Genomic DNA, 21,943 nt, shown 5'->3' on the forward strand with positions numbered 1-21,943 from the left:
TGTGAAACAAGTTAATATAGTTAAAGTTTTTGGATGAATAACTTGTAAAATAAAACAAAATCTTATAAAATAAAATGTGTTGGAGGAATTTATGAATGTAAATCAAACTGTGCGTATTATCCCAACGCTAAAAGTAAATAATCGAAATATAAATGAAGTGTTTTATGTAAAGACTTTAGGGATGAAACCTTTATTGGAAGAATCAGCTTTCCTATCGTTAGGGGACCAATCAGGTCTTGAAAAACTTGTTTTAGAAGAATCGCCAAGTATGAGAACCCGTAAGGTTGAAGGGATCAAAAAATTAGCTAGATTGATTGTAAAAGTAGCGAATCCATCCGAGGTTGAAGCACTGCTAGCTAGAATGGAAAAACTTCCTCAACTCTATAAAGGAAACAAGGGATATGCTTTTGAAATCCTATCACCAGAAGGGGATCTTGTCCTAATCCATGCGGAAGATGACATCAAAGATTTGAGAGAGTTTGATGAAACTGTTACTTTCCCAAAAGATGAGAAAGTGAAATATTTGACAGAATTTGAAATTTCAACAGAAATTCACTTGCCAAACCAAATTAAAAGTTTACTAGAAGATGTAGAAGCTGATAAGAAATTGATATTTAAACAAGGTCAAGGTGAGGATTTATTGGTTGAAAATTCTCTTACTTGGGATTTGTCTATGTTGAAGTTTCAAGTAGAAAAATTCGATATTCCAAGTCTTTGTCAGAAATTTAAGTCAGTAGGATACTTTGTTCCCAAGTCTGAGAAGTTCTTTTTGACAACAGACACTAACAATATCGAATTGTGGTTTGAAGAAGTATGAAACAAGAAATCATTCAAAAAATAGAGCAACAAATTGAGGCAGGGATTTATCCTGGTGCCTCTTTTGCGTATTATCGGGATGGTGAATGGTCTGATTGCTACCTCGGAGAAGCAAATCCAGAAATTGGAGAGCAGACTTGTCAAGGTTTAGTCTATGATTTGGCAAGTGTGAGCAAGGTCGTCGGAGTGGGCACTGTCTTAACCTTCTTGTGGAAGCAAGGCAAGATTGAACTCGATCAATCCATAAAGACCTATCTTCCAGAGGCGGATTATCCAGATATCACTATTCGTCAACTCCTCACACATTCTACGGACTTGGACCCGTTTATTATCAATAGAGACCGGTTGAATGCAGAAGAATTGAAAGAAGCTATGTTTCATTTGAATCGACGAGAGAAGAGGGCTTTTCTATACTCGGATGTGCACTTTCTCTTACTCGGTTTTCTCTTAGAGAACTACTTTGAAAAAGACTTAGATCAGATTTTACAAGAGCAAGTTTTCGATCCATGGAAGATGAAGGAAACTCAGTTTGGACCAGTTAGCAGTGCAGTTCCTACAGTTCGGGGACAGAAGGCAGGAGTGGTACATGATCCCAAAGCTCGTTTATTAGGTAGACATGCTGGGAGTGCAGGCTTGTTTTCAACTGTGAAGGATTTAAAAATCTTCCTTGAGCATTATTTACAGGATGATTTTGCTGACGGATTAAGCCAGAATTTTTCAGATTTGAGTGATAAGGAACGCTCTTTGGCCTGGAATCTTGAAGGCGATTGGCTAGACCATACAGGCTATACTGGAACCTTTATCATGTGGAATCGTAAGAAGCAGGAAGCTGCGATCTTCTTGTCCAATAGAACCTACGAAAAAGACCAGCGTGCGCAGTGGATCATAGACCGTAATCAGGTTATGGACCTAATTCGTGAAGTAGACTAGGGAGGAAGTATGTCAAAAGCTCTTAAAGGAACTCTTTTTACAGTGATTGCTGGTATTGCTTGGGGCTTGTCTGGGACCAGTGGTCAGTACCTAATGGTTCATGGGATATCGGCTCTAGTCCTAACCAATATCCGTTTGATTGTTGCTGGTTTGCTCTTAGTTCTTTTATCATATATAAAGTCTAAGGAACAATTTTTGGCTTTTCTAAAAGATAAATCAAGTCTGTTTTCTCTCTTGCTTTTTTCTTTATTTGGTCTCTTTCTAAATCAATTGGCTTATTTATCGGCTATTCAGGAGACAAATGCAGGTACAGCGACGGTGCTTCAGTATGTCTGTCCCGTTGGAATCTTGGCTTACACTTGTATCAAGGATAAGGTAGCACCTACTATAGCCGAAATCGTTTCTATGATTTTAGCAATAGGTGGAACCTTTTTAATTGCGACTCATGGTCAGTTGGATCAGCTCTCTATGACACCAGCAGGTCTTTTTTGGGGCTTGTTCTCTGCTTTAACCTATGCTCTTTATATCATTTTACCCATTAAACTCATTCAAAAATGGGGGAGCATTCTGGTTATTGGTGTCGGTATGACCATCTCAGGTTTTGTAGCAGTGCCATTTACTGGGATTATCGGTGCAAGCATTCCTATGTCTTTTGATATCTTCTTAGCATTTACTGGAATTATTCTCATCGGGACTGTATTTGCTTACACGGCCTTTCTTAAGGGGGCAAGTATGGTTGGGCCAGTCAAATCTAGTCTCTTGGCCTCTATTGAGCCAATATCTGCTGTCTTCTTTGCTTTCATGATAATGGGAGATATTTTCTATCCTATTGATTTTGTTGGAATGGCAATGATTTTATTAGCGGTAACTATTATTTCATTGAAAGATTTAATTCTAGAAAAGAGAAAGAAATCAGCGTAGATGTTATGTTACCTTATTAAAAAGTTAGTATTGAATATAAAAAATCCACTCAAGAGAGTGGATTTTATTTTTTTACATTAGTCTTTATTTTCGTATGGCAAGATCAAGTTCAAAAGGATACCTGTCATTGCTGATAGGGCAGTACCTGAAAGTGTAACTGGACCAAGTTTAAGGATTGCTCCACCAAGTCCAAGCACGAGCATTGCACTAGCGATGATAAGGTTACGCATTTGACCAAAGTCTACACGTTCCTTGATCAAAACTTTCAAACCGTTGCTGGCGATAACCCCATAAAGAAGGATTGACATACCACCAAGTACGGCGCTAGGGATTGTAGAAATCAAGGCAGTGAATTTTCCAAGGAAGCTAAGGGCAATTGCGATAAAGGCTGCGTTACGGATAACTGAGACAGAAGCGATACGAGTCATACCGATCACCCCTGTATTTTCACCGTAGGTAGTATTAGCAGGACCACCAAGGAAGGCAGATACTGATGTTGCGATACCGTCACCAAGAAGGGTACGGTGAAGACCTGGTTCTTTCAAGAATTGACGGCCACAGATTTGGCTCAAGACCGTGTGGTCTCCAATGTGTTCTGAGATTGTTACGATCGCGATTGGTAAGATTGCGATTGTCTCTGGACCGAAGTAAAGGTTGTATTCTTTGAAGGCACCACCTGTGCTAAATGGTAGGTAGAAGCCTGGAATTTCGAACCAGTTAGCTTGAAGAACAGGTGTGAAGTCTACTAGACCAAGAAAGACTGCAAAGATATATCCACCAATAATGGCAAATAAGAAAGGAATGATACGAAGGAACCCTTTTCCTTTTGTATTGATAAAGGCAGCGATGAGGAAGGTAACCACGGCTACAAGAGCATTTTTCCAGTTGCCATCAGCAACAAGACCAGCATTTGTTACAGCTGAACCTGCAAGACCAAGACCAATTACGATAATCATAGGTCCGATAACGATTGGTGGTAAAAGTTTGTCAATCCATTTTGTACCAGCAAAGCGGATGCTAGTTGAAACAAGAACGTAGATTAAACCAGTTAAGATAACCCCTGTTTGAGCGGCAGAAACATCGCCACCCATTTCCTTCATTGCAAGAGACATTGCAGTGATGAAGGCAAAAGAAGAACCGAGATAAACCGGAACTTTAAAGCCAGTACATACCATGTAAATCAGTGTTCCGACACCTGATGCAAACAGGGCAACAGATACAGGCATTCCCAAAATCAGTGGCACCAAGATGGTAGCACCAAACATGGCAAACACGTGCTGGAAGCTGAGTAGAATTCCCTTACCAAAAGAAGGACGTTGGTCAACGTCGAGTAACAATTCAACAGTTGATTCTTGTTTCATAAATACCTCACTTTTTGGGCATCAAAAAAGAGCCCATTATTTTACAGCAATAGGCTCTCAGAGTAAGACATCTTTAAAACATGGTTATCCCAATATTTTAAAAATGTCATATATATCTGCGTCTTCGTCACCTCACGGGATGACATTAAAAACCTTTGCTTGTGATAGTATAGCAGAAAAAAATGATTTTGTAAATCATTTTTTCCCGAGCCAAGAAACAAAGAAGCGAGGTGTGATTTTGTAAATCATTTTTCCCGAGCCAAGAAACAAAGACACGAAGTTGATGCTGACTCAGTTTAAATAAAACAATTAAAGTGGGCGTTTATTTGGCATGCCAGCCTTACGTGGATATTTGTTTGGAGTTTCTTTTTTCTTTTCTACAATGGTGATGTAGCGAGGGTCTCCATTAGGAAGTGTGTAGCTAAGGTTGTCCTCAACTTTGCTGAAGAGAAGATTGAGAGCATTTTTAGCTTCTGTTAATTCTTCAGGGGCATTACTTGCCTTAAGGGCCAAAAGTTTTCCACCAACTTTAAGGTAGGGAATGGTTAACTCAGAGAGAACCTGCAAGCGGGCAACTGCACGAGCTGTCACTATGTCAAACTGGGCACGGAAATTCTTGTCTTGGGCAAAGTCTTCTGCGCGTCCATGGTAGAAGTAGACTCCTTCTAAGCCAAGCTCCTCAGACAAAAGCTGGAGGAAGTTAATGCGTTTGTTCAGAGAATCAATAATAGTGACTTCTAGCTGAGGAAAGAGAATTTTCATGGGAAGGCTAGGAAAACCTGCCCCAGCTCCAATATCCAAAAGTTTGATAGCTTGATTACTAATCAAGCCCTGTAGAATAGGAGCGATAGAATCATAAAAATGTTTGAGATAAACTTCTTCTTTATCAGTGATAGCTGTCAGGTTGATTTTTTGGTTCCATTCAACAAGAAGTTCAAAATAACGTTCAAATTGAAGTTTTTGCTGGTCAGTAAGAATAATATTTTGTTGGTCAAGTAATGTGTAAAATGTTTCTGGTTTCATAGTTCTGTCCTTCTTTTATGTCATCTTATTTTACCACAAAAATATGGAAATTTGATATACTGGTACTAATCTTAAATGAGAAAGGAATCCTACTATGTCTTGGATTATTTTTGGAATTTCTACTCTTCTTGTTTTCTTTGTGGTTATTAGTTATAACAGCCTAGTTAGAGGACGTATGCAAACCAAGGAAGCTTGGAGTCAGATTGATGTTCAGTTGAAGCGTCGAAATGATCTTTTGCCTAACTTGATTGAAACGGTTAAAGGTTATGCGAAATATGAAAGTTCTACACTTGAAAAAGTGACTCAACTTCGAACACAAGTAGCAGCAGCAACTACACCTGCAGAAGCCATGAAGGCTAGTGATGCATTGACTCGTCAGGTATCAGGTATCTTTGCGGTTGCTGAGAATTACCCCGACTTGAAAGCTAGTAGCAACTTTGCTAAATTACAAGAAGAATTGACTAATACAGAAAATAAAATATCCTACTCTCGTCAACTTTATAACAGTGTCGTTAGCAACTACAATGTTAAATTAGAAACCTTTCCTAGTAATTTGGTTGCTCTGATTTTTGGGTTTAAAGCTTCTGACTTTCTTCAAACACCTGAAGAAGAAAAAGCGGTTCCTAAGGTTGATTTTAGTAGTCTAGGTGAGTAAGATGCTGTATCAACAAATCGCAAGTAACAAACGTAAAACAGTGGTTCTACTAACTGTTTTCTTCCTTCTATTAGCTTTATTAGGTTATGCAGTAGGCTATTTATTTATGAACTCCGGTTTGATGGGAATAATTTTAGCTATTCTTATCGGTCTAGTCTATGCAGTATCTATGATTTTCCAATCAACAGAGATTGTCATGAGCATGAATGGTGCGCGTGAAGTTGACAGGAATGAAGAACCTGTTCTCTATCATGTTGTTGAGGATATGGCAATGGTGGCGCAGATTCCTATGCCACGAGTTTATGTCATTGATGATGCTGGCTTAAATGCTTTTGCTACGGGTTCGAATCCTCAAAATGCTGCTGTAGCAGCAACTTCAGGACTGTTAGATATCATGAATCGTGAGGAGTTAGAAGCTGTAATCGGTCATGAAGTTAGTCACATACGTAATTACGATATTCGTATTTCAACCATTGCTGTTGCTCTGGCTAGTGCAATTACGCTATTATCAAGTATGGCTGGTCGTATGATGTGGTGGGGAGGTGCTGGTCATAGTCGTAGAAGTAATGATCGAGATAGTGGGGGACTTGAAGTGATTATGTTAGTTATTTCTCTCCTAGCCATTGTTCTAGCACCTCTTGCAGCAACTTTAGTACAATTAGCTATTTCTCGCCAACGAGAATTTTTGGCAGATGCTTCAAGCGTAGAACTAACTCGTAATCCTCAAGGAATGATCAATGCTTTACAAAAATTAGACAATAGTCAACCCATGAGTCATCATGTGGATGATGCTAGTAGTGCACTTTATATTAACGATCCTCAAAAAAGAGGGTTCTTAAAAAAACTATTTTATACGCATCCACCTATTTCAGAACGGATTGAGCGTTTGAAACATATGTAAAAAACATCCAGAGGTTTTCCTCTGGATGTTTTATTTCCAAAAGTTAAAGATCTTGTAAATCAACTACTTCCAAACCATGCTCTGTCAGACTATAGATGCTCGTACAGACTTCTTTTAAAAAACGTCGATCATGCGAAACAGTGACAAGACCACCAGAATAATTGGCAAAGAGTTTTCTGATTTCTGGTTGAGATGTTGGAGAAAAGTTTCGTGTGGGCTCATCCAGAAGGAGAAAGTTTGGTTTACGTAGAACTAAATTCAAAAGAAGGAGTTTGCCTTGTTGACCACCAGATAAGGAGTTGATTTGGTGGTGCATCTCTGGATAGCTAAAATTAAGACTGGCTAAGTGAGATTGGATTTTCTGTATTTCCTCTTTGTGTCCAGTTTGGCTGAGAAATTCTACTGTGGATAGATCAAATTGCAGTGTTTCTTGGTAATCTTGTGGCATAAAACCAAGCGAAATCTCTCTTTTGCCGCTTAGTAGTTGATGTAACTTTGCTAAAAGAGTGGATTTGCCAACGCCATTGGGACCGATAATGCCGATTTTATCTTGACCACGGACAGTGAATTGTAGCCCTTGGGACAGAATTCCTTGGCCAATGGATAAAGTCTCATTTTCTAGTCGAACTAAGACTTTTGAAGCCACTAATGGCTCTATATCTGAAAAGAAAAGTTGGATTTGTTCCTCTTCAAGTGGCTTTTGGGTCATGGACTGAGCTGCTTTTTCGTAGCGTTTTTCTTGAGAAAGAACATTTTTCATCTTTTTAGCTAATAGGCGCCCAGCAACATCATTTTTAGTATTTCTCAAGGCAGTTTCGACATTTTGCTTAACTCGGCGATGCTTTTCCATGGTTTTGTCATGGGCTCTCTGGTCGTTAGCAGCTTGCTGGCTTTGTCTGGCAAAATTAGCCTTTCTCTGATCACTATAGCTATCGTAATCTAAATGCTCTACTAGCGTTTCCGCTTCTTTCCGGTGCTTGATTAGTCGCAAGTGGATAATGGTGTCTGCCGTTTGAGAGAGAAAATCTTCATCATGAGAAATGAAAATAACGGTTTGCCTCATCTTTTGAATCTGTTTTTTTAGCCAATCAACCATCTCTATATCCAGGTCATTTGAAGGTTCATCTAAAAATAGAATCTCAAAAGGTTTTGCTAACTCGTGGATGAGCTGAATTTTCAAAGCTTCACCACCCGAGAGGCTGGCAATTTCTTGGTCACTTGCAAAACGGTCGCTATCAAAGTGCAACTCCTCAGCCAAACGATAGAGAATGCTGTAGTCCAAATCTGTAGACTCTAAAAAGAAGTAGTCCTGTAGAGATTTTTTCTTCAGTTCTTCAGGGAGATGTTGGGGAATGTAGGCCAGGGACTGAAGGTCAGATTGGATTTCTCCCCTGATAGAGAAATCAGCTAATTTTTCTCCCATTAAAGTTCGAAGTAAGGTTGATTTTCCATTTCCTTCTTCGCCTATAATAGCGACCTTTTCTCCGTCTTGGATGGTAATGTTTAAATCGGAAACAAGGTCTCTTAAATCTTTGTTTTGTGTGATGGTCAGATGATTAATTTTTATCATATTATTTCCCTTTCTAGAATGTCCATATTGCATAACAAAAAGCTCTACTTTACCTAGTAGAGCCAATCGTCTATGTCAAAAAAACTCTTTTAAAAGGGATGAAAATCCAGCAGAAAAGAGCACGCAAAAAAGAGACAGAAACAAGATCTACTAAATAAAGGTTCTTTATTTGATAGACTTAGTTGTTCATGTCTCCCTTACCTCCGAGTATTGTTGCAATCATCATACTCTTTTTGAGAAAATTTGTCAAGATTAAGCCAGAAAATCCTCTATTTTTAAAGACCAAAAACAGGTCCATAGAGTGTCAACGTATGTTTAACGTGATCGTAGTGGAACTTGTCATAGTTTCTCCAAGCAGTGCGAGCCTGGTCGTTTAATTTCAGTGAACCAAGTCCAATCAAAAGACTAGTACGTTGGTAAAAAGACTCCAGTTCAATTAAGATGGCGTTGTCTAGTTTGTCAGCTTTTTTAAGTGCTCTGAGAATTTCATCTATATTTTGCTGTAAGCGTAGATCATCAGGTAATCCCTGTTTACAGCTTTGTATTGTTTGGTTTAATTTTGAAACGAGTTGATAGGCTTCTGTTAAAAGAGCTTTGTCTTCCATATGAGCGTCCTCCTTTGCTCATCTATTGATGCCTATAGTATAGCACAAAAAATAAATTTATCATAATAAATATATCAAAAAAATACAGAAAGATGTTTTAAAAGTTTAGAGGCTTTACTTGACCTCCTTTCATGGTATAATCAAGTGAGTAAATCTTTATGGAGGAAGTATGAAATTAAATATTCAAGAAGTTCGTAAGCAGCCTGAGGGTTTGTATTTTGAGCAAACTCTAGACTTGTCAGCTGACTTACGTGAGCGTAACCCAGAAATTTTAGACGTAAAAGATATTGTCGCAGTTGGGAAGGTTCAGTATGAAGACCGTATGTTTTTCCTAGATTACCAACTGTCTTATATCATCGTTCTTGCTTCTAGTCGTAGTATGGAACCTGTTGAGTTAGCAGAGTCTTATCCAGTGACAGAAGTCTTTATGGAAGGTGCTACCAATCAACTGGACCAAGAAGTTCTAGATGATGACTTGGTTTTACCTATCGAAAATGGTGAAATCGACCTGGCTGAGAGTGTTTCAGATAATATTTTGCTCAATATTCCAATCAAGGTCTTAACGGCAGAAGAAGAAGCAGGTCAGGGATTTATTTCTGGAAATGACTGGCAAATCATGACTGAGGAAGAGTACCAAGCTCAACAAACAGTCAAGAAAGAAGAAAATAGTCCTTTTGCTGGCTTGCAAGGATTATTTGACGGAGATGAATAATGGTCTTGTCCAAAAAACGAGCACGCAAGGTGCTAGAAGAAATCATAGCTCTTTTTCCAGATGCAAAACCTAGTCTAGATTTTCACAATCATTTTGAACTCTTAGTTGCAGTTATGTTGTCTGCTCAGACGACAGATGCAGCAGTGAACAAAGCGACTCCAGCTCTTTTTGAAGCCTTCCCTACACCTCAAGCCATGGCAGATGCCAGTGAGAGTGAAATTGCAAAACATATTTCTCGTTTAGGTCTGTATCGAAATAAAGCAAAATTTCTTAAAAAATGTGCCCAACAGTTATTAGAAGATTTTGATGGTCAAGTTCCTCAGACTAGAGAAGAATTAGAAAGTTTGGCGGGAGTTGGGCGTAAAACAGCTAATGTAGTCATGAGTGTAGGATTCGGGATTCCAGCTTTTGCAGTGGATACTCATGTGGAGCGCATTTGCAAACACCATGATATTGTTAAAAAATCAGCTACCCCATTAGAAGTTGAAAAACGTGTCATGGATGTCTTGCCACCAGAAAAGTGGTTGGCGGCGCATCAAGCTATGATTTACTTTGGTCGTGCTATCTGTCATCCGAAAAATCCAGAATGCGAACACTATCCACAATTGTATGATTTTAGTTCATTATAAGGTCAGACATTGAATGTTTTTACTTGCTTTGAACTGGGCTTTGTGATATAGTAAGAACAATAAAATATTCCTTTAAACCTGTCCCGTGAGGCAGGCAAGGAGCTCGATAAAGTAGAAAGGTAAGTCTATACTGTTTCCAGTATGGCTTGCTTAATGATACATTCTCAAGTCTCCTTGTCTAAGGAGACTTTTCTTTTTGGAGGTTTGTCATGAAGACAAAAGAAGTTGTAGACGAATTAACCGTCAAGCGAGCAATTACGCGTATCACTTATGAAATTATCGAACGCAACAAAGATTTAAATAAAATCGTTTTAGCAGGTATTAAAACTAGAGGTGTGTTTATTGCTCGCCGTATTCAAGAACGCTTGGAACAATTGGAAAATCTATCAGTTCCTGTTGTAGAATTAGATACTAAGCCCTACCGAGATGATGTTAAAAGCGGTGAAGATACTTCCTTGATTTCTGTAGATGTGACAGATCGAGAAGTTGTTTTGGTTGATGATGTTCTCTACACTGGTCGTACCATTCGTGCTGCTATTGATAATATTGTTAGCAAGGGTCGCCCTGCTCGTGTAAGCTTAGCTGTGCTGGTCGACCGTGGCCACCGAGAGCTACCAATCCGTCCAGACTATGTAGGGAAAAATATCCCAACCAGTCGTTCTGAAGAAATCATTGTTGAGATGACAGAACTCGATGGTCAAGACAGAGTTCTGATTACTGAGGAAGCTTAAGAAGCTGAAGGAGTAGCCATGTCGGAAAATCAACAAGCCTTGCAACATGTAGTATCGATGGAAGATTTGACGGTTGATCAAGTCATGAAACTCATTAAGAGAGGAATAGAGTTTAAAAATGGTGCTAGTAAGTCCTATATAGATAGACCTATAGTTGCCAATCTCTTTTTTGAAAGTTCAACTCGGACTCACAAATCTTTTGAAGTGGCAGAGATTAAACTTGGTCTAAATCTCTTGGATTTTGATGTAAAGACCAGTTCAGTTAACAAGGGTGAGACACTCTATGATACCATTTTGACACTGTCTGCCCTTGGTGTAGATGCCTGTGTTATTCGTCATCCAGAGGTAGACTATTATAGAGAATTAATCGCGAGTCAAACTATCAAGACTTCTATTATCAATGGTGGGGATGGTTCGGGTCAACATCCGAGTCAGAGTTTACTCGATCTAATGACGATATATGAAGAGTTTGGGAACTTTCAAGGACTTAAAGTTGCCATTGCTGGTGATTTAGATCATTCACGCGTAGCTAAGTCTAATATGCAAATTTTAAAACGTTTAGGTGCAGAACTGTATTTTGCAGGCCCTGAAGAATGGCGAAGCCAAGAATTTGCTGATTATGGTAAGTTTGTAACCATTGACGAAATTATTGATCAAGTAGATGTGATGATGCTGTTACGTGTTCAGCACGAGCGCCATGAAAGTGGAGTAGTTTTTTCAAAAGAGAACTATCATTCTCAGCATGGTTTAAATCAAGCCCGTTATGAACGATTGAAAGAAAAAGCTATTATTATGCATCCTGCACCTGTTAATCGTGATGTAGAAATTGCTGACCATTTGGTTGAAGCACCAAAATCACGTATTGTTCAGCAGATGACCAACGGTGTATTTGTAAGAATGGCTATTTTAGAATCCGTATTGACAAGTAGAAATATTAACTAACACAAGACGTTAAAAGACGCCTGAGAGCGTCCACGAGAGGTGAATGATGACAAAAAGACTTCTAGTATTAGAAGATGGAACAATCTTTGAAGGTAAAGGCTTTGGAGCAGATATCGATGTGACTGGTGAAATTGTCTTCAATACAGGGATGACAGGTTACCAAGAATCTATCACTGACCAGTCCTACAATGGACAGATTTTAACTTTCACTTATCCTTTGGTAGGAAATTATGGAATCAACCGTGATGATTATGAATCCATTAGTCCAACCTGTAAAGGAGTAGTGGTATTTGAAGAAGCTCGTAGAGCTAGTAACTGGCGCAACCAGATGACCCTTGACGAATTTTTGAAATCTAAAAAGATTCCTGGTATTTCTGGTATTGATACACGCGCCCTTACAAAAATTATCCGTAAGCATGGAACCATGCGAGCTACCATCACGCATGTGGGAGATAGTATTGACCATATTTCAGATCAACTTCAGGCTACGGTATTACCAGTTGATAATATCAAGCAAGTATCTACAAAAACGGCCTACCCAGCTCCTGGTGTAGGACTTAGTGTAGTCTTAGTTGACTTTGGTTTGAAGCATTCTATTTTGAGAGAATTATCCAAGAGGGACTGTAACGTGACTGTTGTCCCTTATACAACAACAGCTGAGGAAATCCTCCACCTTAATCCTGATGGGGTTATGTTGTCGAACGGACCAGGTAACCCTGAAGATGTTCCAGAAGCGCTTGAGATGATTCGTGGAATTCAAGGGAAAATTCCAATCTTTGGGATCTGTATGGGCCACCAACTCTTTGCCATGGCAAATGGAGCTAAGACCTACAAGATGAAGTTTGGCCACCGTGGCTTTAACCATGCTGTGCGAGAAATTGCAACTGGGCGCGTGGACTTTACCAGCCAAAACCATGGATATGCCGTTAGTCGTGAAGATTTGCCAGACCATTTGATTATTACCCACGAAGAAATCAATGACAAGTCTGTTGAAGGGGTTCGCCATCGTTATCAACCAGGATTTTCAGTCCAATACCATCCAGACGCTGCTCCTGGGCCACACGATGCCAGCTATCTCTTTGATGAATTTATCGAGATGATGGAAGCTTTTAAAATGAATAACCACTAAAATGTTCAAGTTCCTAGATAAGATTTTTTATCGATAATGATCGTTTCGCTAAAAAATCGTCGGAGAATTTATGGAATTGAACACGGACGGAAAGCTCGGAATTTAGATAAACCAACAAGGATAGAAACCCTTCTAGGGTTTCCTAAAATTCAGTCGCTTTCTTATCGTCCTTTGTATCTTATTTAATGGCAATCAGAGAGTTGCCGAATAGAAAGGAGAAGATACATTGTTCGCGGAAGTGAACACGCCCTAAGAACTGTGTGAAAAAGATAAACATTGATTTGACGCTGAAGGCGTCTGCACCAAGTTTCCTATTTTCACCGTGTTCTTGACGGGCTTTGTATCATAAACTATGCCTAAACGTACTGATATTCAAAAAATTATGGTGATTGGTTCTGGTCCGATTATTATTGGTCAGGCTGCTGAGTTTGACTATGCTGGAACCCAGGCCTGCTTGTCTTTGAAAGAAGAAGGCTATGAGGTTGTCTTGGTAAACTCAAACCCTGCAACCATCATGACGGATAAAGAGATTGCAGACAAGGTCTACATCGAACCGATTACACTTGAGTTTGTGACTCGTATTCTCCGTAAGGAACGTCCAGATGCTTTGCTTCCAACTCTTGGAGGTCAAACGGGGCTTAATATGGCCATGGAATTGTCTAAAAATGGTATCTTAGATGAGCTCGGAGTAGAACTTCTCGGGACTAAACTGTCTGCTATTGACCAAGCGGAGGACCGAGATCTCTTTAAACAATTGATGGAAGAACTCAAGCAACCAATTCCAGAATCTGAAATTGTCAACACAGTCGAGGGAGCAGTTGTCTTTGCAGCAACTATTGGCTATCCAGTTATCGTCCGCCCAGCCTTTACTCTAGGTGGTACTGGTGGTGGTATGTGTGCCAATGAGGAAGAATTGCGTGAAATTGCTGAAAATGGTTTGAAGTTATCACCAGTTACCCAGTGTTTGATTGAACGTTCTATTGCCGGTTTCAAGGAAATTGAGTATGAGGTCATGCGTGACTCAGCTGATAATGCCCTTGTTGTTTGTAACATGGAAAACTTTGACCCTGTCGGGATTCACACAGGGGACTCTATCGTATTTGCCCCTGCGCAAACCATGTCCGACTATGAAAACCAAATGCTTCGTGATGCTAGTTTGAGCATTATCCGCGCTCTCAAGATTGAAGGCGGATGTAATGTTCAGCTTGCTCTTGATCCACACAGCTTTAAGTACTATGTCATCGAAGTAAACCCTCGTGTATCTCGTTCCTCAGCTCTTGCTTCTAAGGCAACAGGTTATCCAATCGCTAAATTGGCTGCTAAGATTGCAGTCGGTTTGACCTTAGATGAGGTCATCAACCCAGTTACAGGTTCAACTTATGCCATGTTTGAACCAGCCCTTGACTATGTGGTGGCTAAGATTCCACGTTTCCCATTTGACAAGTTTGAAAAAGGGGAACGTCGTCTTGGTACCCAGATGAAGGCAACTGGAGAAGTTATGGCCATCGGTCGGAACATCGAGGAATCTCTCCTTAAAGCTTGTCGCTCTCTAGAAATTGGTGTCCATCACAATGAAATACCTGAGCTTGCAGATGTTTCAGATGATGCCTTGATTGAAAAAGTTGTCAAGGCTCAAGATGACCGTCTCTTCTACGTATCAGAAGCTATTCGTCGTGGTTATACACCAGAAGAGATTGCTGACTTGACTAAGATTGATATCTTTTATCTGGATAAACTCTTGCATATCTTTGAGATTGAGCAAGAATTGGGCGCACATCCTCAGGATGTCGATGTCCTGAAAACAGCAAAACTCAATGGTTTCTCAGATCGTAAAATCGCAGAACTTTGGGGAACTACAGCTGATCAAGTTCGCCAACTTCGTTTAGAAAACAAGATTGTCCCAGTTTACAAGATGGTAGATACTTGTGCCGCAGAATTTGAATCAGAAACTCCGTACTTCTACTCAACATATGGATGGGAAAATGAGTCTATCAAGTCTGATAAGGAATCTGTACTTGTCCTAGGTTCTGGTCCAATCCGTATCGGTCAAGGGGTTGAGTTTGACTATGCAACTGTTCACTCAGTAAAAGCAATCCAAGCTGCTGGATACGAAGCCATCATTATGAACTCAAACCCAGAGACAGTTTCAACAGACTTCTCTGTGTCTGACAAACTTTACTTTGAGCCATTGACTTTTGAAGATGTGATGAATGTCATTGACCTAGAGCAACCAAAAGGCGTTATCGTTCAGTTTGGTGGTCAAACAGCTATCAATCTAGCTGAGCCATTAGCAAAAGCTGGTGTGACTATCCTTGGTACTCAAGTTGCTGACTTGGACCGTGCAGAAGACCGTGACCTCTTCGAACAAGCCCTCAAAGACTTGGATATTCCACAACCTCCTGGGCAGACTGCAACCAATGAAGAAGAAGCAGTACTTGCTGCACGTAAAATTGGTTTCCCAGTTCTCGTTCGCCCTTCATATGTTTTGGGTGGACGTGCTATGGAAATCGTTGAGAATGAAGATGATCTTCGTTCTTACATGCGTACTGCGGTTAAGGCAAGTCCAGACCACCCTGTTCTTGTTGACTCTTATATCGTCGGACAAGAGTGTGAAGTCGATGCCATTTCAGACGGGAAAATTGTCCTCATTCCAGGGATCATGGAGCATATTGAGCGTGCAGGAGTCCACTCAGGAGACTCTATGGCAGTTTATCCTCCGCAAACCTTGTCTCAAAAGGTCCAAGAAACCATCGCTGACTACACCAAACGCTTAGCGATTGGCCTCAACTGCCTCGGTATGATGAATATTCAGTTTGTCATCAAGGATGAAAAAGTTTATGTTATCGAGGTCAATCCTCGTGCCAGCCGTACGGTTCCTTTCCTATCAAAAGTAACCAATATCCCGATGGCGCAAGTAGCAACCAAGCTGATTTTAGGTCAAAACTTGGAAAAACTTGGTTACCAAGATGGACTTTACCCTGAAAGTACACGAGTTCATATCAAGGCACCAGTCTTCTCCTTTACGAAGTTAGCCAAAGTTGATAGCCTGCTTGGCCCTGAAATGAAGTCAACAGGTGAAGTTATGGGTTCTGATACTACCCTTGAAAAAGCTCTTTACAAGGCCTTCGAAGCTTCTTATCTTCACTTGCCAACCTTTGGTAATGTTGTATTTACTATTGCCGATGATGCAAAAGAAGAAGCCTTGGATTTAGCTCGTCGTTTCCAAAACATCGGTTACGGTATCTTAGCGACAGATGGTACAGCAGCCTTCTTTGCAAGTCAGGGTCTCAAAGCCGAGGCTGTTGGTAAGATTGGTGATGATGAGAAAGATATTCCTAGCTTTGTCCGCAAAGGAAAAATTCAAGCAATTGTTAATACAGTTGGTACTAAACGGACAGCTGATGAAGATGGTGAACAAATCAGACGTTCAGCAATTGAACATGGAGTTCCTCTCTTTACAGCTCTAGACACAGCAGATGCGATGCTCAAGGTACTTGAAAGTCGTAGTTTTGTAACAGAAGCAATCTAATAAACAAAAAACGATTCTCGTAGATATGGGAGTCGTTTTTCCATCGATAAGTTTAGAATCAGGGTTTTAGCTAAGTTCTTGATTTTTAAAAAATTAACCGTTTTCACTTGACAAAAATTGGTCTATACCATATAATAAAATAAAGAAAACGGAGGAATAATAATGAAAGTTATTAAAGTTGAAAATCCAATTGAAGGTGGAAAAGTTGCATTTGACATCTTGAAGGAAAAGTTAGAAAATGGTGCTCAAACATTGGGTCTTGCTACAGGGAGTAGCCCGCTTGAGTTTTACCAAGAAGTCGTAGCTAGCGATCTTGATTTTTCAAATCTTACAAGTGTCAACTTGGATGAGTATGTAGGACTTGATGGTGATAATCCACAATCATACCGTTACTTTATGCAAGAGAATCTTTTTGACAAAAAACCATTCAAAGAAAGCTTCTTGCCACGTGGCGATAAAGACCATGCTGAAGAAGAAGTGGAACGCTACAATCAAATTTTAGCTGACCATCCAGTTGACCTACAAATCTTGGGAATTGGTCGTAACGGCCACATTGGATTTAACGAGCCAGGAACTCCATTTGATAGCCAAACACATCTTGTAGATCTTGACCAGTCTACTATCGAAGCTAACGCACGTTTCTTTGATAAGATTGAAGATGTTCCGACTCAAGCAATCTCTATGGGGATTAAAAATATCTTGGATGCCGAGTCTATTCTTCTCTTTGCTTATGGTGAATCTAAAGCAGAAGCTATCGCTGGAACTGTTGAGGGTCCAGTAACTGAAAGCCTTCCAGCAAGTAGCTTGCAAAACCACCCAGATGTAACCATCATCGCAGACGCAGCTGCTCTTAGCTTGTTAAAAAAATAAAATTAGAAACCATTTGCTCTTTGGAGTGAGTGGTTTTTTATAGTTTTCATGAGTCAATAGAAAGAAGTGGTATAATAGAATGGTAGAACAACTAGACCTAGTTAGGTTCAATTTTTACCATTTGATGATATACAGGGAGAGAATGAAAATATGCTATTAGAAAATAATTTGATAAAAGACAATATACGAGCGGATAACCAAAGTTTTCTCTATTATTTACACGAAGAAAACGTATTTGATAAGCAGTCTCTAGCTGATTTGTGTCATTATATAGAGAAGTTGGTTTCTATAAGTATAGACTTATTAAGGGATCTTCATTTTATTGAACAGCAAATCCTTCGTCACCTTGTTTACCATTTTGATAGCAATGACTTGAGTAAGATTTTGAATCTTCCTGATGAATATTGGGAATATATTGAACCTTTTGAACAAGCAGTAACAAAGTTGTATGATTTGATAAAGTATAGGTAAGAAAGTAATTAATAAACTGGAAAATGGGAATAAATGTAGGTTTCCTCTTGACATTTATTCATTTTGCATGTAGAATAGAATAGATCTTGAACTTGAAGGGAGTGAAAAAAATGTCTAAAACAGTAGTACGTAAGAATGAATCTCTTGACGATGCACTTCGTCGTTTCAAACGTGCGGTTACTAAAGCTGGTACTCTTCAAGAAACACGCAAACGTGAATTCTATGAAAAACCTTCTGTAAAACGTAAACGTAAATCAGAAGCAGCTCGTAAACGTAAAAAATTCTAATTTGAAATGAAAGGCTAGACTTGTCTAGTCTTTTTTCTTTTTCAAATAAATGGCTTAAATACTGTTAAAATCGGAAACTTATGACGACAATTTGATATAATAGTAGGGAGAACTCGATTTAAGGAGGAAATTATGTCGGTTTTAGTAAGAGAAGTAATTGAAAAGCTCAGACTAGACATTGTCTACGGTGAAGGTGAATTGCTTGAAAAAGAAATCATTACTGCGGACATTACGAGACCTGGTCTTGAAATGACAGGCTATTTTGATTACTATACTCCAGAACGAATTCAACTTTTGGGAATGAAGGAGTGGTCCTATCTGATCACTATGCCTTCCAAAAACCGTTATCAGGTTTTAAAGAAGATGTTTCTACCAGAAACACCTGCTGTCATCGTTGCTCGTGGTTTGGTAGTTCCTGAAGAAATGTTAAAGGCTGCTAGAGAATGTGAAGTGGCAATTTTAACCAGTCGGACTTCAACCAGCCGTCTGTCAGGACAACTATCTAGTTATCTAGATTCAAGACTGGCTGAGAGAACAAGTGTACATGGCGTCTTAATGGATATCTATGGTATGGGAGTACTCATCCAAGGAGATAGCGGTATCGGTAAAAGTGAAACTGGTTTAGAGTTGGTTAAGAGGGGACATCGATTAGTTGCTGATGACCGTGTTGATATCTATGCCAAAGATGAGATGACACTTTGGGGGGAACCAGCTGAAATTCTTAAACACTTATTGGAGATCCGAGGAGTTGGTATTATTGATATCATGAGTCTATACGGCGCTAGTGCAGTTAAAGATTCTTCTCAAGTTCAGCTTGCGGTCTATCTGGAAAACTATGATACACAAAAAACCTTTGACCGTTTAGGGAACAATGCTGAAGAGTTGGAAGTTTCGGGTGTGTCAATTCCACGTATTCGTATTCCAGTTAAAACAGGACGTAACATCTCAGTAGTTATTGAGTCTGCAGCTATGAACTATCGTGCTAAGGAAATGGGCTTTGATGCAACTCGTCTTTTTGAAGAACGTTTAACAAATCTAATTGCTCAAAATGAGGTGAGAAATGATTGATCCAATAGCTTTTCAAATCGGTCCATTTGCCGTTAGATGGTATGCACTCTGCATTGTGTCTGGTCTTCTTTTAGCTGTAGTTCTGGCCATGAGAGAAGCTCCTAAGAAAAATATTATACCAGACGATATTATCGATTTTATCTTGATTGCTTTCCCTCTAGCTATTATTGGGGCTAGGCTCTATTATGTCATCTTTAAGTTTGACTATTATAGTCAACATTTAGGAGAAATCTTTGCAATCTGGAATGGTGGTTTGGCTATCTATGGCGGTCTAATCACGGGTGCCATTGTACTTTATATCTTTGCGGATCGTAAGTTTATTAATAACTGGGACTTCCTAGATATTGCAGCACCAAGTGTCTTGATTGCCCAGAGTCTTGGACGTTGGGGCAACTTTTTTAACCAAGAGGCCTATGGGGCCACTGTAGAGAGTCTTGACTACTTGCCTAGTTTCATTAAGAATCAGATGTATATTGATGGCTCATATCGACAACCAACCTTCCTGTACGAATCTATCTGGAACCTGATTGGTTTTGCTTTAATTATTATTTTTAGACGCCGATTAAATGGTATTCGTCGTGGTCATATCACAGCTTTTTACTTAATTTGGTATGGATTTGGGCGTATGATTATTGAAGGAATGCGCACAGATAGCCTCATGTTCTTTGGACTTCGAGTATCTCAGTGGTTGTCTGTTCTATTAATTGGACTTGGTATTTATATTATCGTTTATCAAAATCGGAAAAAAGCACCATTTTATAATGTAAAAAAGGAGAATTAAAATGTTAGAAGTTGCTTATATTATTGTGGCTATTGCCTTGATTGTATTTATTGTTTATTTGATTATTACCCTTCAAAAAGTTGGACGTGTAATCGATGAAACTGAAAATACTGTTAAAACGCTAACTTCAGATGTAAATGTTACTCTACATCACACAAATGAACTTCTTGCAAAAGTTAATGTCCTTGCAGATGATGTCAATGTCAAAATTGCCACTATTGATCCACTTTTTACTGCAGTAGCTGATTTATCAGTATCTGTATCGGATTTAAACGAACAGGCACGTGTCTTAAGTAAAAAAGCTTCATCAGCTGGTTCAAAAACTTTAAAGACTAGCGCTGGCTTATCTGCTATTCGTGTCGCAAGTAAGTTTTTCAAAAAATAATAAAGGAGTAAGCTCATGGGAAAATTATCATCAATCCTTTTAGGAACTGTTTCTGGTGTTGCAGTTGCCTTGTTTCTAACAAGTGAAAAAGGGAAACGTGTTACTAGTCAGGCACAAGACTTTATTGAAGATCTGAGAGAAGATCCAGAATATGCTAAGGAACAAGCTCTTGAAAAATTGACAGAAGTCAAAGAACAAACTAGAGATTTTGTTCTAAAAACAAAAGAACAAGTAGAATCAGGAGAAATTACCTTTGATTCAGTTCTTGAAAAATCAAAATCTTTAGCTCAACAAGCGACTGAAGCTTCAAAAGAGACTTTGAACAATCTCAAAGAACAATTGGAAGAAAAAGTAGTTGTTGAAGACCAAGAAGACGGTCAAGAAATTGTCATCGAAATCGAAGAAGATTAAAATAGAAATCACCATTTTTGATTCCCTTAGAGTCGGAGATGGTGATTTTTTTCTTGAGTGAAGTCTTTATGGTATAATAAATATTATGCAGAAAAAACCAACATCAGCTTATGTGCACATTCCATTTTGTACACAAATCTGTTATTATTGTGACTTTTCAAAGGTCTTTATTAAAAATCAACCAGTAGATAGTTATCTAGAGCATTTATTGGGAGAGTATCGTTCCTATGATATTCATAAGTTGCGAACTCTTTATATTGGAGGAGGAACCCCTACAGCCTTGTCAGCCCAGCAATTGGAGACTTTATTGGATGGTCTAACTAGAGAATTAGACTTATCAGTTTTAGAGGAGCTGACCATTGAGGCCAATCCTGGTGATTTGGATGAGGATAAGATTGCAGTTTTAAAGAACTCAGCTGTCAATCGTGTTTCATTGGGTGTGCAAACATTTGATGATAAAATGCTGAAAAAAATTGGTCGAAGCCACTTGGAGAAGGATATCTATGAAAACATTGATCGTCTTAAGTTAGCAGGGTTTGATAATATTTCCATTGACCTGATTTACGCTCTTCCCGGTCAAACCATGGAACAAGTGAAGGATAATGTTGCCAAGGCCATTGCTTTGGATATTCCCCACATGAGTCTTTATAGCTTGATTTTGGAAAATCATACGGTCTTTATGAATCGTATGCGTCGTGGGAAATTACCACTTCCTAGAGAAGAAGTAGAAGCTGAAATGTTTGAATATATCATTGCTGAATTAGAGAGAGCTGGTTTTGAGCATTATGAAATTTCAAATTTTTCAAAACCTGGCTTTGAAAGTCGTCACAATCTTATGTACTGGGATAATGCTGAGTATTATGGTATAGGTGCAGGTGCGTCTGGCTATGTAAATGGTGTTCGCTATAAAAATCATGGCCCTATCCGCCATTATCTCAATGCTGTTGAAGCCGGTAATGCTCGCATTAACGAAGAACATTTGACTAAGCGAGAACAGATGGAAGAAGAGATGTTTTTGGGCCTTCGTAAAAAATCAGGTGTTTCCATGACTCGATTTGAAGAAAAATTTGGCACGTCTTTTCAAGAGTTGTATGGACAAGTAGTCAGAGATTTGTGCCAACAAAGGCTTTTACAAGTAGAAGGTCAGCAAATACGAATGACAAAGAAAGGTCTCTTTTTAGGAGATACAGTAGCAGAAAGATTTATATTGGAGTAA

The 21,943-nt window shown here is 39.2% G+C and carries 23 protein-coding genes; 19 read left to right on the top strand and 4 right to left on the bottom strand.

The genetic code is table 11. The features are described 5' to 3' along the window. Positions 1-91: 91 nt before the first annotated feature. Genes QM941_RS01745 through QM941_RS01755 form a run of 3 tightly spaced genes read left to right on the top strand, consistent with a single transcriptional unit; the run spans position 92 to position 2,667 of the window. Entirely contained in the window at positions 92-817 is a 726-nt protein-coding gene (locus QM941_RS01745; protein WP_414338176.1) for a CppA N-terminal domain-containing protein, read from the top strand. Continuing rightward, positions 814-1,746, top strand: a complete 933-nt coding sequence (locus QM941_RS01750; RefSeq protein WP_414338179.1) for a serine hydrolase domain-containing protein — start codon at positions 814-816, stop codon at positions 1,744-1,746. The genes QM941_RS01745 and QM941_RS01750 overlap by 4 nt, the downstream gene beginning before the upstream one ends. Positions 1,747-1,755: 9 nt before the next feature. After that, entirely contained in the window at positions 1,756-2,667 is a 912-nt protein-coding gene (locus QM941_RS01755) for a DMT family transporter (protein ID WP_414338183.1), read from the top strand. A gap of 77 nt (positions 2,668-2,744) precedes the next feature. On the opposite strand, the gene QM941_RS01760 is transcribed toward QM941_RS01755, so the two are convergent. Next, positions 2,745-4,028: a uracil-xanthine permease family protein gene (locus QM941_RS01760; protein ID WP_414338186.1), complete on the bottom strand. Its 1,284-nt coding sequence runs from the start codon at positions 4,026-4,028 to the stop codon at positions 2,745-2,747. Positions 4,029-4,337: 309 nt separating this feature from the next. Next, positions 4,338-5,051 (bottom strand): 16S rRNA (guanine(527)-N(7))-methyltransferase RsmG, encoded by a 714-nt coding sequence (gene rsmG / locus QM941_RS01765; protein ID WP_414338189.1) that lies wholly within the window; start codon positions 5,049-5,051, stop codon positions 4,338-4,340. 94 nt (positions 5,052-5,145) lie between these two features. Between rsmG and QM941_RS01770 the strand changes: the two genes are divergently transcribed. Then, positions 5,146-5,706 carry a LemA family protein gene (locus QM941_RS01770; protein ID WP_414338192.1) on the top strand — a complete coding sequence of 187 codons (561 nt, stop codon included), beginning with the start codon at positions 5,146-5,148 and terminating at the stop codon, positions 5,704-5,706. Between the two features lies 1 nt (position 5,707). Further along, a complete protein-coding gene (gene htpX, locus QM941_RS01775; protein WP_414338195.1) occupies positions 5,708-6,607 on the top strand; it encodes a zinc metalloprotease HtpX in 900 nt (299 codons plus the stop codon). A 43-nt stretch (positions 6,608-6,650) separates the two neighbouring features. On the opposite strand, the gene QM941_RS01780 is transcribed toward htpX, so the two are convergent. Both QM941_RS01780 and QM941_RS01785 read right to left on the bottom strand, forming a co-directional pair. Further along, the gene (locus QM941_RS01780) at positions 6,651-8,210 is read right to left on the bottom strand and encodes an ATP-binding cassette domain-containing protein (RefSeq protein WP_414338198.1); all 1,560 of its coding nucleotides are present in this window, start codon (positions 8,208-8,210) and stop codon (positions 6,651-6,653) included. A gap of 242 nt (positions 8,211-8,452) precedes the next feature. Then, entirely contained in the window at positions 8,453-8,782 is a 330-nt protein-coding gene (locus QM941_RS01785; protein ID WP_414338199.1) for a helicase BlpT, read from the bottom strand. Positions 8,783-8,951: 169 nt separating this feature from the next. On the opposite strand from QM941_RS01785, the gene QM941_RS01790 reads away from it, so the two are divergent. From QM941_RS01790 to hemW, 14 genes are all read left to right on the top strand, one after another. Next, on the top strand, positions 8,952-9,494 hold the full coding sequence (locus QM941_RS01790) for a YceD family protein (protein WP_414338202.1): 543 nt from the start codon (positions 8,952-8,954) through the stop codon (positions 9,492-9,494). Then, positions 9,494-10,123, top strand: coding sequence for an endonuclease III (nth, locus tag QM941_RS01795; RefSeq protein ID WP_414338204.1), 630 nt, complete (start codon positions 9,494-9,496; stop codon positions 10,121-10,123). The genes QM941_RS01790 and nth overlap by 1 nt, the downstream gene beginning before the upstream one ends. Before the next feature lie 209 nt (positions 10,124-10,332). After that, the gene (pyrR, locus tag QM941_RS01800) at positions 10,333-10,854 is read left to right on the top strand and encodes a bifunctional pyr operon transcriptional regulator/uracil phosphoribosyltransferase PyrR (protein WP_142557742.1); all 522 of its coding nucleotides are present in this window, start codon (positions 10,333-10,335) and stop codon (positions 10,852-10,854) included. A gap of 18 nt (positions 10,855-10,872) precedes the next feature. Beyond that, positions 10,873-11,796, top strand: a complete 924-nt coding sequence (locus QM941_RS01805) for an aspartate carbamoyltransferase catalytic subunit (RefSeq protein WP_414338207.1) — start codon at positions 10,873-10,875, stop codon at positions 11,794-11,796. Positions 11,797-11,842: 46 nt separating this feature from the next. Then, positions 11,843-12,925 carry a carbamoyl phosphate synthase small subunit gene (locus tag QM941_RS01810; RefSeq protein ID WP_414338869.1) on the top strand — a complete coding sequence of 361 codons (1,083 nt, stop codon included), beginning with the start codon at positions 11,843-11,845 and terminating at the stop codon, positions 12,923-12,925. A gap of 352 nt (positions 12,926-13,277) precedes the next feature. Beyond that, positions 13,278-16,454 carry a carbamoyl-phosphate synthase large subunit gene (gene carB / locus QM941_RS01815; RefSeq protein ID WP_414338208.1) on the top strand — a complete coding sequence of 1,059 codons (3,177 nt, stop codon included), beginning with the start codon at positions 13,278-13,280 and terminating at the stop codon, positions 16,452-16,454. A 162-nt stretch (positions 16,455-16,616) separates the two neighbouring features. Next, positions 16,617-17,324 carry a glucosamine-6-phosphate deaminase gene (locus QM941_RS01820; RefSeq protein WP_414338210.1) on the top strand — a complete coding sequence of 236 codons (708 nt, stop codon included), beginning with the start codon at positions 16,617-16,619 and terminating at the stop codon, positions 17,322-17,324. Between the two features lie 150 nt (positions 17,325-17,474). After that, positions 17,475-17,795: a hypothetical protein gene (locus QM941_RS01825; protein WP_414338213.1), complete on the top strand. Its 321-nt coding sequence runs from the start codon at positions 17,475-17,477 to the stop codon at positions 17,793-17,795. Positions 17,796-17,905: 110 nt separating this feature from the next. Then, entirely contained in the window at positions 17,906-18,082 is a 177-nt protein-coding gene (gene rpsU / locus QM941_RS01830; RefSeq protein ID WP_000048054.1) for a 30S ribosomal protein S21, read from the top strand. Between the two features lie 132 nt (positions 18,083-18,214). Further along, a complete protein-coding gene (gene hprK / locus QM941_RS01835; protein WP_414338216.1) occupies positions 18,215-19,150 on the top strand; it encodes an HPr(Ser) kinase/phosphatase in 936 nt (311 codons plus the stop codon). Continuing rightward, positions 19,143-19,931, top strand: coding sequence for a prolipoprotein diacylglyceryl transferase (gene lgt / locus QM941_RS01840; RefSeq protein ID WP_414338218.1), 789 nt, complete (start codon positions 19,143-19,145; stop codon positions 19,929-19,931). The genes hprK and lgt overlap by 8 nt, the downstream gene beginning before the upstream one ends. Position 19,932: 1 nt before the next feature. Next, positions 19,933-20,316 (top strand): DUF948 domain-containing protein, encoded by a 384-nt coding sequence (locus QM941_RS01845; RefSeq protein ID WP_414338221.1) that lies wholly within the window; start codon positions 19,933-19,935, stop codon positions 20,314-20,316. 15 nt (positions 20,317-20,331) lie between these two features. Continuing rightward, positions 20,332-20,727, top strand: coding sequence for a YtxH domain-containing protein (locus tag QM941_RS01850; RefSeq protein ID WP_414338224.1), 396 nt, complete (start codon positions 20,332-20,334; stop codon positions 20,725-20,727). An 85-nt stretch (positions 20,728-20,812) separates the two neighbouring features. Next, positions 20,813-21,943: a radical SAM family heme chaperone HemW gene (hemW, locus tag QM941_RS01855; RefSeq protein WP_414338226.1), complete on the top strand. Its 1,131-nt coding sequence runs from the start codon at positions 20,813-20,815 to the stop codon at positions 21,941-21,943.

Source organism: Streptococcus timonensis, from assembly GCF_047460355.1.
GTDB classification, from domain to species: domain Bacteria; phylum Bacillota; class Bacilli; order Lactobacillales; family Streptococcaceae; genus Streptococcus; species Streptococcus timonensis_A.